11 protein-coding genes are annotated in these 12162 nt (G+C 56.8%); 6 read left to right on the forward strand and 5 right to left on the reverse strand.

Annotated features, from left to right (window positions below; all coding sequences use genetic code 11):
• Positions 1-38: 38 nt before the first annotated feature.
• From cysT to LG409_RS13375, 3 genes are read left to right on the forward strand one after another with little or no spacing between them, the layout of a single operon-like run.
• The gene (gene cysT, locus LG409_RS13365) at positions 39-869 is read left to right on the forward strand and encodes a sulfate ABC transporter permease subunit CysT (protein WP_227406870.1); all 831 of its coding nucleotides are present in this window, start codon (positions 39-41) and stop codon (positions 867-869) included.
• A 13-nt stretch (positions 870-882) separates the two neighbouring features.
• The gene (gene cysW, locus LG409_RS13370; RefSeq protein WP_016914621.1) at positions 883-1770 is read left to right on the forward strand and encodes a sulfate ABC transporter permease subunit CysW; all 888 of its coding nucleotides are present in this window, start codon (positions 883-885) and stop codon (positions 1768-1770) included.
• Positions 1771-1802: 32 nt separating this feature from the next.
• Entirely contained in the window at positions 1803-2882 is a 1080-nt protein-coding gene (locus LG409_RS13375) for a sulfate/molybdate ABC transporter ATP-binding protein (protein ID WP_039176615.1), read from the forward strand.
• Positions 2883-3032: 150 nt separating this feature from the next.
• Here LG409_RS13375 and LG409_RS13380 read toward each other — a convergent pair whose 3' ends face one another.
• The 5 genes from LG409_RS13380 to LG409_RS13400 all read right to left on the reverse strand — a co-directional run bounded on the left by LG409_RS13380 (position 3033) and on the right by LG409_RS13400 (position 8331).
• Complete coding sequence (locus tag LG409_RS13380) at positions 3033-4196, reverse strand: putative sulfate/molybdate transporter (RefSeq protein WP_227406871.1); 1164 nt, start codon at positions 4194-4196, stop codon at positions 3033-3035.
• A gap of 92 nt (positions 4197-4288) precedes the next feature.
• Positions 4289-5170: an ABC transporter permease gene (locus tag LG409_RS13385; protein WP_227406872.1), complete on the reverse strand. Its 882-nt coding sequence runs from the start codon at positions 5168-5170 to the stop codon at positions 4289-4291.
• A complete protein-coding gene (locus LG409_RS13390) occupies positions 5157-6464 on the reverse strand; it encodes a threonine synthase (RefSeq protein ID WP_227406873.1) in 1308 nt (435 codons plus the stop codon). The genes LG409_RS13385 and LG409_RS13390 overlap by 14 nt, the downstream gene beginning before the upstream one ends.
• Positions 6461-7318 carry an ABC transporter ATP-binding protein gene (locus LG409_RS13395; RefSeq protein ID WP_096922499.1) on the reverse strand — a complete coding sequence of 286 codons (858 nt, stop codon included), beginning with the start codon at positions 7316-7318 and terminating at the stop codon, positions 6461-6463. Before LG409_RS13395 ends, LG409_RS13390 begins: the two co-directional genes overlap by 4 nt.
• Positions 7318-8331: an ABC transporter substrate-binding protein gene (locus tag LG409_RS13400; RefSeq protein ID WP_039176618.1), complete on the reverse strand. Its 1014-nt coding sequence runs from the start codon at positions 8329-8331 to the stop codon at positions 7318-7320. Before LG409_RS13400 ends, LG409_RS13395 begins: the two co-directional genes overlap by 1 nt.
• 374 nt (positions 8332-8705) lie before the next feature.
• Between LG409_RS13400 and LG409_RS13405 the strand changes: the two genes are divergently transcribed.
• From LG409_RS13405 to LG409_RS13415, 3 genes are all read left to right on the forward strand, one after another.
• On the forward strand, positions 8706-10088 hold the full coding sequence (locus LG409_RS13405) for an IS1380 family transposase (RefSeq protein WP_045632137.1): 1383 nt from the start codon (positions 8706-8708) through the stop codon (positions 10086-10088).
• Positions 10089-10333: 245 nt separating this feature from the next.
• A complete protein-coding gene (locus tag LG409_RS13410) occupies positions 10334-11269 on the forward strand; it encodes a TauD/TfdA dioxygenase family protein (protein WP_144981809.1) in 936 nt (311 codons plus the stop codon).
• Between the two features lie 286 nt (positions 11270-11555).
• Positions 11556-12140 (forward strand): manganese efflux pump MntP, encoded by a 585-nt coding sequence (locus LG409_RS13415; protein ID WP_096922495.1) that lies wholly within the window; start codon positions 11556-11558, stop codon positions 12138-12140.
• The last annotated feature ends 22 nt before the right edge of the window (positions 12141-12162 follow it).

A 12162-nucleotide genomic window follows, 5' to 3' on the forward strand; every position in this document is an offset into this window, starting at 1 on the left:
GGGGGTTATGCCTCCTGGCATTTTAGTGGGAAGCCTATATGTCGATCACCGTAGTTAAACGCCGAGTCATTCCCGGGTTCGGTATTACCATGGGGTTCACCCTGCTCTATATGGGCCTGGTGTTTCTGATCCCCGTAGGTGCCTTTTTGTTATACACCACGACCATGAGCTGGGACACCTTCTGGAGCGCCATTACCCAGCGCCAGGTCGTGGCCTCCTACAAACTTTCGTTTGGTGGATCACTCATTGCCGCGACCATCAATCTGGTCTTCGGGGCGCTTCTTGCCTGGGTATTGGTACGCTACCGCTTTCCAGGCAAACGGCTCATCGATGCCCTGGTCGACCTGCCTTTCGCTCTGCCGACGGCGGTTGCAGGCATCGCACTTGTTACCCTCTATGCCAGTACCGGCTGGGTGGGCCAATACCTGGACGTGTTCGGTATTCGCGTTGCCTACACGCAGTTGGGGGTCATCATTGCATTGACCTATATCGGCTTGCCCTTCGTGGTGCGCACGGTGCAGCCCGTGCTGGAGGACCTGGAAGCCGAGTTGGAAGAAGCATCAGCGAGCCTGGGGGCTGACCGGCTCACCACGATTCGTCGCGTGATCTTCCCCGCGCTGTTTCCAGCCCTGTTGACCGGCTACGCGCTGGCGTTTGCACGCGCCTTGGGAGAGTACGGTTCCGTCGTGTTCATTTCGGGGAACATCCCCTTTCGCACTGAAATCACACCGCTTCTCATCGTCGCGAAAACCGAACAGTACGACTACCACGGCGCTGCTGCCATCGGCACGGTAATGCTGCTGGCCGCTTTTCTGATGCTGCTGGTCATCAACGGCCTGCAGTGGTGGACAAGCCGACGCCATGGATAAAGGAGCCTACGACGTGGCCACATCAAGCACTGTAATAGATACCAATGACACCATAGCCAAACGCTGGCGCAGAGCCACCGAAGAGCCTGCCTGGATACGTGTCACCTTGATCACGATCTCGCTGATCTTCGTGGCGCTATTTCTGTTGCTGCCTCTCTCGGTCGTGCTTTATGGCGCCTTCGAGCGAGGCATCAGCGTGTGGTACGACGCCATTCGCGATCCCGATGCCATGTCAGCCATCCGCCTGACCCTGTTGATCGTCGCGATCGTGGTGCCCCTCAATACGCTGTTTGGCGTGGCGGCCGCTTGGGCCATTGCCAAATTCGAGTTCAGAGGCAAGCCCATCCTGATCTCGCTGATCGATATGCCTTTTGCCATTTCACCCGTGGTGGTCGGGTTGATCTTCGTCATCCTGTTTGGTTCACAGGGCTGGCTGGGGCCGTGGCTGTCAGCCCATGACCTGCGCATCATCTTTGCCGTCCCCGGCATCGTGATCGTGATTGCCTTTGGCACCCTGCCCTTCATCGCACGCGAGCTGATTCCGCTCATGCAACAGCAGGGAAAAGAGGAAGAAGAAGCCTCCCTGACGCTGGGAGCCAACGGTTGGCAAACCTTCTGGCACGTGACACTGCCCAATATCAAATGGGGCCTTATTTATGGCGTGATTCTGTGTAATGCACGCGCCATGGGCGAATTTGGCGCTGTCGCGGTGGTGTCGGGACGCATCCGTGGTGAAACCAACACCATGCCGCTGCATATCGAAGTGCTTTACAACGAATACATGTTCACCGCGGCCTTTGCCGTCTCTTCTCTGCTCACGGGCCTGGCCCTGGTCACCATTGCGATCAAGAGCGTGGTGGAGTGGCAAGAAGAACGTCGGCAGCGGCTTGCCGCCGCCTGAACCACGAACGCTTACGTTACAAGAGACGACACATGAGCATAGAGATCGATCACGTCAACAAGCACTTTCGCGACTTCGTGGCCGTAGACAATGTCAGCCTGACCTTTCGCGATGGTGAGCTGACCGCCCTGCTGGGCCCTTCGGGTTCGGGCAAGACCACCCTGCTGCGGATCATTGCAGGACTGGAGCAGCCAGACACCGGCAGAATCCGCTTTCACGGCGAAGACACCACAGACCTGCACGTCAGTGAACGAGGCGTAGGCTTTGTTTTCCAGCACTACGCCCTGTTCAAGCACATGACCGTGTTTCAAAACGTTGCCTATGGCTTGACGGTACGCCCTCGGAAAACGCGACCCAACAAAGCCGAGATCAAACAGAAAGTCATGCGGTTGCTTGAGCTGGTACAGCTCGATTGGACGGCACACCGCTATCCTCATCAGCTCTCGGGTGGCCAGCGCCAGCGGATTGCACTGGCGCGTGCTCTGGCGGTAGAGCCTAAAGTACTGCTACTCGATGAACCGTTTGGCGCCCTGGATGCCAAAGTGCGTGCCGAGCTGCGCCGCTGGCTGCGTCGATTACACGACGATATCCACGTGACCAGCGTGTTCGTGACCCATGACCAGGAAGAGGCGCTGGAAGTCTCAGACCGGGTTGTTGTAATGAACAAAGGCCGCGTAGAGCAGGATGGTTCACCAGAAGACGTGTACGACCACCCGGCCAATCCGTTCGTCTATCAGTTCCTGGGCAACGTCAACTTGTTCCATGCACGTGTGCATGATGGCATCGCCAAGATCGGGGAGGTACACCTGCCCGCTCCAGAGTTCGAAGGGTACAAAAACGAGCAGGGGCAAGCCTACGTTCGGCCACACGAAATCGAGGTGTTCGCGGGATCGGAACATGCAGACGCCCTGCATGCCAAGATAGAACTGGTATCGGTCGTGGGGCCCACCGTGCGGCTTGAACTACGCACGGATAACAGCGAAACCCTCGTACATGCCGAACTCAGCAAACACCGCTACCGCTCGCTGGGCCTTCAGCAGGGGGGCGATGCCTGGATCCGTCCTACTTACAGCCGCGTGTTCCTGCCTGATGAACGTGTTTCAAACGGTTAAGCGCCTGGCACATCAGTGCGTTCGCGGGTGGCTCAAGCCCCCGCGAACGACACTTCGCGTGTCAGCCCACTCGCGGCCTCCCAAGCCACCGCGTGCATCATGGTTCGGCCCACGGGACATCATGGACTGGATCGATGGGCCATAACGGCGTCAGGCAGTGCGTTCGCTCAAGCGACGAAGCACCATTTTGCGCCCCCACTCCGTCACTCCCCCCGCAAGCAGCCCCCAGAAAGGATTGACCCACACCGTCAGTGCAGCCGTCACCACGATGACCGGCACACACGACGCTCTACAGTCAAACAAACGCTTTGTGATGGCCAACTGCCAGGCAGTCACCAGCAGCAATGCCCCCAAACCTGCCATCGGTATGGAGGACAGTAATGTCAGGCCCACATTGCCCGGCAGCACCACCAACCCCAACAGCAGCAAACCAAGCATCAATGGCGCTCCCCCACTGCGCGCCCCAAAACGGTAATGCGCAGTTACGCCGCCGGCACCGTGGCACATGGGAAAAGCACCCAGTGGCGTCAACAGTGTATTGGCCAACCCACTGGTCACCGACAAACGTGCAGGAGTCACATGAGCAGCACGATCACCAAAATGATCGCTAGCCAACAAGGCCGTCAACAGAATGGCATTTGTAAACGTCAGGGATAGCTGCGGCAGTACGAGGCTAAAGAGCGCTTCGTGCAACTCCGACATGGAAGGCAGTGAAGGTACAGCCACCCAGCCCATGCCATCAGGCTCGATCATGACTCCCGATTCCCCCAGCAGGTATGCCAACCCCGTAGCGGCCAAAAGCGCGATGAACACGGCTGGCCAACGGGTGAACGTCATCAGCCCGACGAGTAACACTAGCGTGGCCCCAGCCACCCAGGGTGCTGACGCCATCAAGCCCAGACTCATCGTGCCCAACATGATCCCAAGGCCCAGCTGCAAACCCGCCAACACAGATTGAGGCACCAGGCGAGCCACTTTGCTGATCCAGCCCGTCAACCCTAACACCAATAGCGTGATGCCCATGATGACACCGGCAGCCGCCAGGCTGGACGGCGCCAAGCCTGCCGTCAACAGGGCCGCCGCCACTGCTTTCATGGGCTGAACAGGGATGGGAAGCCGATAATAACCGGCAGTGAACAGGTAAAAGAGAGCAAAGCCCAGCAGCACTGGCCCAGGGGCCATGCCCGCAATCGCAATCGCACCCAACATCAGCGGCAGCAGCGTTCCCATGTCCCCCAGGGCGCCACTGAACTCGCGAAGCGTCAATACGACGTTCTCACCGCGCGATGTCATGCTGTTGCTGCTGTCTTTCATATATGTCGCCTGATGGAAATGGCCAAACATACAATAGCTCAAGGCAGCCGTTGAAGGGATATGGAAAGCCAACAGCTCGCTAGGTAGACATGTCAGCGCACCATGCCCCAGCGCTTCACCGTCAGGCGCTCGACGTTATCGAAGAAGATGTTTTCCACCAGCAGGCCAATCACAATGACGACGACCAAACCTGCGAAGACGTTATCGGTGTAAAGCTCGTTACGGTTCTGGAAAATGTACCAGCCAAGGCCACCTTTGCCTGACGACGCACCAAACACCATCTCGGCGGCGATCAGGGTACGCCAGGCAAACGCCCAGCCAATTTTCAACCCCGCCAGCAAGGCAGGCAGCGCCGCGGGAATCAGAATGAACGCCACATAGCGCAATCCCTTGAGACCATAATTGCGCCCGGCCATGCGTAGCGTTTCTGACACACCTTGAAAGCCTGCGTGAATATTGATCGCCATGGCCCACAGCACCGAGTGCACCAACACGAAAATCAAGCTGGCCTCGCCCAGGCCGAACCAGAGCAGCGCCAGCGGCAACAGGGCAATGGCGGGCAGCGGGCTAAACATGGACGTCAAGGTGGTCAGCAAGTCGCGACCAATACGGGTGGACACCGCCAATGTCGTCAACGCCAAGGCCAGAAATGCGCCTAGCGCAAAGCCTTTCAGCAGTACGCTCAGCGATGCCCCCACCCTTGCCAGCAACACGCCTGATGCCAATCCATGCCAAAGGGCACTCGCGGTTTCCATGGCACTGGGAAGCATCAGCGGATTGTTCTGCACCCTGGCCACCACCTCCCAAGCGGCCACCAATAACAGCAGAATGACGGTTTTACGCACCACGCTCTGATCCCATAGTCGTTGACCAGCGCTGCGCGTGACTTTCAAATCGCGTTCATCGACAGGCGGCAAATCAAAGAAGCGATCAGCACGTGGGTCGATGGAGCCACGCAGGTCATGTACGCTCATATGAATCTCCTGAGGCCGTCGTCTCTCCCAGAACGGGAATAGCACTTTCTTTACCCAGTACGTCGACTTGAAACGATTGGCTATCGGGGTATTTGATGCCCGCGCCCGTATTCAGCGCCACCACGCGTTCATGAGTGCCGATCTCGCCGAGCGTGCTCAACTCCCTGGCAGCGGCAAGCACAGCGGCGCCCTCGGGACATACGAAGGTGCCCTCTAACTGGGCTGCTCGGGTTTGCTCCCAGCGAATGGCCGTTTCACTCACCGCAATGGCACGCCCACCAGTGGCATACAGCGCATCCAACACCAGAAAATCCCCCAACGCCTTCGGTACGTTGATACCAAACGCATGGGTGTGGCTGCGCTCCCAGAACTCGGATACCCGAGCGCCTTCTTGCCACGCCTTGACGATGGGCGCACAGCCACTGGCTTGCACGGCAATCAAGCGCGGCAGCTTGCCGGTCACCCAACCCAGTGCTTGAAGCTCCTGCAAGGCTTTATAAATACCGATGAGCCCAACGCCACCGCCCGTGGGGTACAGAATCACATCGGGCAGTTGCCAACCGAGCTGCTCGGCCAACTCCAGGCCCATGGTTTTCTTGCCCTCGATGCGATACGGCTCTTTGAGCGTGGAAGCATCGTAATGACCGGTGGCGTTTACCCACTCCGCAATTTGTTTGCCCGAATCACTGATCACGCCATCGACCAGCGTTAGACGGGCGCCTGCTGCAGCGCACTCCTGGCGCGTAATAAAGGGGGCATCCAGTGGCATGCTGATGGTGGCCTTGATGCCTGCCCGAGCGGCATATAACGACCACGCGGCACCCGCATTGCCATTGGTTGGCATGGCCAGGTGCGTCACCCCCAATTCTTTGGCGCGGGAAATGCCCACCGCCGCCCCTCGCGCCTTGAACGACCCCGTGGGTAACAGGCCTTCGTCTTTCATGACCAGATTATTCAGGCGCATGTCGGCACCCAGTGAAGGCAACTCGATCAGCGGTGTGACCACTTCCCCCAAACTGACGATGGCACTTGGTGTCGTCACGGGCAGCAGCTCGTGATAACGCCACAGGTTCCAGGGGCGCAGGGCAAGCGCCTCCTTCGACCATGAACGCCCAAGCGCCTCGAGGTCATAGCGCACCAGTAGCGGCGAGCCACACTGGCAAAGCTGTTGAACGTGCTGATGGGCGTACTCGGCCGCGCAGCGCGGGCAGTAAAGCCCTTCCACATAGCTGTAACGCGTGGTCGTGGAAGACGTGACCTGGGTCTCTTCCACAGGATTGGCTAACACACTCATGGCGCCACCTCATGTTCGAATAGCAGCCGATGAATGGTTTGCGTGCGCGCTTTCGTGGCTTCGCTGCCCAGGCTGTGCAAGCTATCGTCAGCGCAGCCCAGCTCGGCGCGCACTCGTCCGGGATGGGGCGACAACAGCAACACTCGGTTGCCAATGACCTGTGCCTCTTCGATGGAGTGGGTCACGAACAGCAGCGTAAAGCCCTCTTGCTCCCACAGGGCCAGCAACTCCTCCTGCATCTTGCGCCGAGTGAGCGCATCGAGCGCTGCAAAGGGTTCATCCATCAGCAATATCCGTGGCCGCATGGCCAGCGCTCGGGCAATGGCCACGCGCTGTTTCATGCCACCGGAAAGCGTGTGCGGGTAGGCATCGGCAAACTGCCTCAGTCCGACTTTATCCAGTGTTTCCAGCGCACGTGACTCCGCCGCCTTGCGGCCCAACGTGCGAGAGGCCAGCAGTGGGAACATGACGTTCTGTTTGACGGTCTTCCAGGGCGGTAGCTGATCAAACTCCTGAAACACCACGATGCGGTCGGGGCCAGGGCCATGCAAGGTATGACCATCCAGGCGAATACTGCCCTCCACAGGGGTAAGAAAGCCCGCGATGGCCTTGAGCAGCGTAGACTTGCCACAGCCCGAAGGCCCCAGCAGTACGAACCGGTCACCTTCCTGCACGTTGAAGCTCACCTGCTGCGTGGCTTTCACGACATGCTGACGCGTGCGGTATTCCAAAGTGACGTTGTCGACTTCCAGCCTGGGGGCTGCAGCGGCAATGGGTGTTTTCGTTGGGGAGTAAGCCTCACGATCCAGCGAGGCCTCACCCAGCACATGGCGTTTACGCAGTGCAATCGACATCAGCTCCCCTCCCAAGCGTGGATATCATCGAAGAAGTAGTCCTGCCATGAGGTGGGCTCATTACGTATCGCGCCGACCTCAAACAGAAACTCTGCCAGAGGGAAGGTGTTGTGGGGCACCAGCGAGAAACTCACTTGCTCATCGGTAATGATCGATTCCAGAAAGTCGATATCCAGCTGCGTGCCGCTCAAGCGCTGATAGATGTGAGCCGCTTCGCGAGGGTCTTCTTCTATGAAGGTTCTGGCCTCTTCCAGGGCCTCCAGAAACGCTGCGTAGACCTCAGGGTTGTCAGCGCGAAATGCCTCTGTGGCATACAGAACGGTAGGTGAAATCGGCCCGCCCATGATCTCGTACGAATCGGTGATCTTGTGCACGCCTTCATGTTCGAGCGCTTGATACTGGAAAGGGATCGCTGAGAAGTGGGTGTTGATTTCAGTGCCACCGCTAATCAAGGCAGCCGTGGCATCGGGATTGGGTAACGCCACGGTGTTGCCTTCCAACCGATCGAACTGATCATTGCCGAAGGCATCCGCCACCGCCTTTTGCAAAAAACGTGACTGCACCGATACGCCGACGGCAGGCACGGCAATGCGGTCTCGCTCGCTAATGTCGGCCAGCGTGCGTATCTCAGGGTTATTGGTGATCAGGAAATTGGGAAACTCGCCCAGCGACGCCACGCCTTTGACATTCTGATTGCCATGGGTTCGGTCCCACACGGTCAACAGCGGCCCAACGCCCGCCCCGGCAATATCGATACTGCCCGACAACAGCGCATCGTTGACCGCTGCACCCCCTGACAGCTGCAGCCACTCAACGTCTACGTCTACCCCTCGCTCGGCAGCGTATTTTTCGATCAGCGACTGGTCACGGGCAACATGCAGCAAGAGATAGGTAATGCCGAACTGCTCGGCAATACGCAGCGGTTCGGCGGCAAACACCGGAGACGCCGTTGCCAAGGAGGCGGCCAATAGGGTGCCTGATACGCCAACGGCAGAAAACAGTCGTTGTTTCATGAAAGTGCTCCAAGCCAAGTGATGGATGGCACCACCTTAACGAGCGGCTGGCATTATCAGAAATGACTCTTTTAAGCACGCTTATCACTCCCTGGCTGAAAACGTTATTCAAAAAAACGCCATGTGCTTCGTATAAAAACGTTAGCCGATTTTGTTATTTGGAAATCTCTTCAAGGGTCTTCAATAGTGTCACGACAGCAACGCAACTCTTTTCAAAACGACGCTTTTCAAAACGATGCTTTTCAAAAAAAGGCTCGGCCACCTACGCCAGCCCGTCTTATTCACGAGCCTTGACCTAAAATAAAGAAGGCGAGTGGTTTATTCTTTATAATCAATATGTTCGGCAAGAACTTGATTAGAGAGGGCCGCTCGCCATGGGTGAAACACTACCAAGCTGGAAACCAGCCTGCAACTTATCTGTTTCAGTGCAGCTCAGTGAACAAAAAACCAGTAGTGATGCCGGTGCATTCTTGCTGCGCGAGGTGCTCGATCGCAGCGGTGTGATTGAGAGCTTGGATCGGCAGTTGCTTGATGATCGTGACCCCGCACGTGTGCAACATAGTTTGTCCAGTCAGCTTCGTACTCTGCTGATTCAGCGTGCGCTGGGCTGGGACGATCTGAGTGATACGCAAACACTAGCAAACGACCCGGTTTTGCAGCTGGCCTGCAGCGATCAGCGCAGCACCACGCCACTAGAGCAGCCCCGTCCTTCGCAGCCAACCCTGTCGCGTCTTCTGAATCTGTTGGCCACAGATATCAACCAGTCTGCATTTCATGACGGTTTGCTCGACATGGCCATGTGGCGACTGTCTTCGATGCGCAGCGGCAAGCCATTGTCATCGATCACGTTGGATGTCGATGGCCTGCCCATTGAAACTTTTGGCCAACAAGTCAGAACGGGCTACAACAGCTATGTTGGTTATTCACACTACTCACCGCTGGTGGCTTCTATCGCTGAAACGGGCGACATGGTTGGCGGCCTGTTACGAGAGGGAAACAGCGGTTGTGCAGTACAAGCTGAGCACTGGATTCCCAAGCTGGTTGAACGGATTGGCAAGACAACCGGCACCAAGGTCAGAGTTCGTTTTGATGCGGGTTTTACTGGCAACCCAACACTTTCGGCACTGGATGACGCCAATATTGAATATGTTGGTCGATTGTCCAGCAATACCGTACTTGAGCGCGAAGCGGCACACTACCTCAAGCGCCCAGTGGGTCGGCCAACCCATCAACTACGCGAGTGGTGCCATGAGTTTTACTATCAGGCACAGTCTTGGGAGAAGCCGCGCCGCATTATTTTAGTGGTCTGCGAGCAACCGGATGATCTGTTTTTAAAACATTTTTTCCTAGTCACCAGCCTGGACTGGAAAGACTGGACACCGCATAAAATTCTGCAGCTGTACCGCAAACGCGGGAAAGCTGAGGGGCACATGGGCGAACTGAAAGACACGCTCAACGTTCACCTATCTTCTACCTGCCGTGGTGCGTCTACCGTGCAACAGGTGATGGGCCGCAATCAGGTCAGCCTGCTGCTGAGTCTCTACGCTTATCAGATGCTGCACAGTCTGCGAGCGCTGATGGAGCGCGTCACACAAAAGGGCTGGAGCATACGCAAAGTCCGCGAGCAGATCCTGAAAACAGCAGCGACCGTGGCCGTGCATGCGCGAAAAATAGCAGTTCATATCGGACAGTCTGGCGGCAAATGGTGGCCCAGTCTGCTTAAAAACTTGCCTCGACTGCATCAGGCTCAAACTTAAACCGAGGCACGCAACAAACAGGTTATCGGCTGAACGGCTGAGGTTTTATCTTGCCTAAATGATAAGAAAAGCTGTGAAAGAGTTGAAAGCAGGCACAAAACCTTTCTGTTTTTACGCTGACAAAGTAAATACACTACCGAAAATCGTACCCCCCAGCCCGAAAACGGTTAGAGGGTCATCAAGCTGCCGAAAATGAGTCACTTTGAGAGCTCTCATGAATAAGACGGGGCCAGGAGACTAACCACATGCTGACTAATCGAAATAAAAACACTGGCCTGTCGGTACGCCCACTCAGTGGTCATATTGGCGCAGAAGTCGAAGGGCTCGACGCAGCACACCTCGACCAAGAGGGATTTTCCACACTCAAAGCGCTGTTTCTGGAGTACCAGGTCTTGATACTGCGCAATCAAGTGCTTACCCGAGACCAGCATATTGCCTTGGGCAAGCGCTTTGGCGAGTTGCATATTCACCCCATGGCCAAGGCTCCCGAGGGATACCCAGAGATATTCCCCATCGAAGCCGATGCCAACTCCTCGAATGACCCCAAAGCCATTCGAAGCGGCAAGCGTGCTGTCAACGGCGGGCACTGGCACTCGGATGTTTCCTGCGATGAAGAGCCACCGCTGGGCAGTTTGTTATACCTGCGCGAAGTTCCCGCACGAGGTGGAGACACTCTGTTCAGCAGTGGCTATGCTGCTTACGAAGCGCTTTCTCCCGCCCTGCAGCGTTTTTTGGAGGGCCTCACCGCTGTTCACTCAGGAGAGGCAACCTACCGCCTGCACTATGGCAATCAAGCGGCCAAAGACCGCAGCCAGTTTGGCTTCAACAATGGGGCCACCTACCCGGAGGCCATTCACCCCGTGGTACGCACACACCCGGAAACAGGCCGCAAAAGCCTGTTCGTCAACCGTGGCTTCACCCGGGAAATCGTGGAGCTTGGCCATGCCGAAAGCCAAGCCTTGCTGGCGTTTCTCTACCAGCATCAAGAGGCCCCCGAATGGACCGTGCGTTTGAACTGGACACCCAACAGCCTGGCCATCTGGGATAATCGTTGCACTCAGCACCGCGCTATTTTCGACTACGCTGGGCAAGCACGTCGCGGTGAGCGAGTGACGATAAAAGGTGATCGCCCCTTCTTTGCCTCTGCACTTCCCACCATTGAGTGGGGGTTAGCGGGCTAATCTGACACGCTCAGCCCTGAACCAAGCACGATGAGAGCGGACTGTTCATCGTGCTTGGCCTTTTCTTCGTTTCAACCTGCCTGCAAGATTAATAAACACCAACAAAATAAGCTGACATTCATATTCTTAGCCAAGGCTATATTTATTACTTAACGCAAACTTTATTTTTTAATCACGCGCTTGTTATCACTCTAAAACCTGATAGGATTCCGTCCATTCAAATACCCGACCCACATACTCGGGTATAGGTATTCACTGGTTCTTCAGATAACGTGAGCCGTTTGCGATGACACCTGTAGCCCTGCTCTTTTTAGCGGTTTCCATGTCGGCGGATGCCTTTGCTGCGTCACTCAGCAAAGGGGCCGAACTGACCAAACCCCGCTGGCGACATGCCCTGGGCATTGGCCTGATTTTCGGCACCATCGAAGCGATCACCCCAGTGCTGGGCTGGGTAGCAGGCAAGGCTTCTCAACAGTACGTGGAAGCCTGGGACCACTGGGTCGCATTTGTACTGCTGACCGCCATTGGCCTGCACATGATGTACGAAGGGCTCAAAAAAGAAGAGCAGGTAGCCCACCGCAAGCAAACGCTCTGGCTGCTGGTACTGACCGCCATTGCCACCAGCCTGGATGCCATGGCCGTCGGCGCCAGCCTGGCGTTTATCGACGTAGATATCATTACCACCAGCTTGGCCATCGGCCTGGCGACCACCGTCATGGCCTCGATGGGCACCTTGCTCGGCCACAAACTGGGGCGCTACGTGGGCCACTGGGCAGAGCTGATGGGCGGGGTGGTATTGATCGGGATTGGAGTGATGGTGCTGATAGAGCATACCGGCGGTGGCGTTACTGATATGCTACAGGCACTGTAACCTGCGTAGCCTCATGTACATC

Origin of the sequence: Halomonas sp. NyZ770 (assembly GCF_020616575.1) — a bacterium.
Taxonomy (GTDB): domain Bacteria; phylum Pseudomonadota; class Gammaproteobacteria; order Pseudomonadales; family Halomonadaceae; genus Vreelandella; species Vreelandella hamiltonii.

Excerpts from the sequence above, each read along its gene's own strand:
- LG409_RS13410 (WP_144981809.1), top strand. The coding sequence starts at position 10,334 with ATGCTGACTAATCGAAATAAAAACACTGGCCTGTCGGTACGCCCACTC.
- LG409_RS13395 (WP_096922499.1), bottom strand. The coding sequence starts at position 7,318 with ATGTCGATTGCACTGCGTAAACGCCATGTGCTGGGTGAGGCCTCGCTG.
- LG409_RS13390 (WP_227406873.1), bottom strand. The coding sequence starts at position 6,464 with ATGAGTGTGTTAGCCAATCCTGTGGAAGAGACCCAGGTCACGTCTTCC.
- LG409_RS13400 (WP_039176618.1), bottom strand. The coding sequence starts at position 8,331 with ATGAAACAACGACTGTTTTCTGCCGTTGGCGTATCAGGCACCCTATTG.
- LG409_RS13405 (WP_045632137.1), top strand. The coding sequence starts at position 8,706 with ATGGGTGAAACACTACCAAGCTGGAAACCAGCCTGCAACTTATCTGTT.
- LG409_RS13385 (WP_227406872.1), bottom strand. The coding sequence starts at position 5,170 with ATGAGCGTACATGACCTGCGTGGCTCCATCGACCCACGTGCTGATCGC.
- LG409_RS13375 (WP_039176615.1), top strand. The coding sequence starts at position 1,803 with ATGAGCATAGAGATCGATCACGTCAACAAGCACTTTCGCGACTTCGTG.
- cysT (WP_227406870.1), top strand. The coding sequence starts at position 39 with ATGTCGATCACCGTAGTTAAACGCCGAGTCATTCCCGGGTTCGGTATT.
- LG409_RS13415 (WP_096922495.1), top strand. The coding sequence starts at position 11,556 with ATGACACCTGTAGCCCTGCTCTTTTTAGCGGTTTCCATGTCGGCGGAT.
- LG409_RS13380 (WP_227406871.1), bottom strand. The coding sequence starts at position 4,196 with ATGAAAGACAGCAGCAACAGCATGACATCGCGCGGTGAGAACGTCGTA.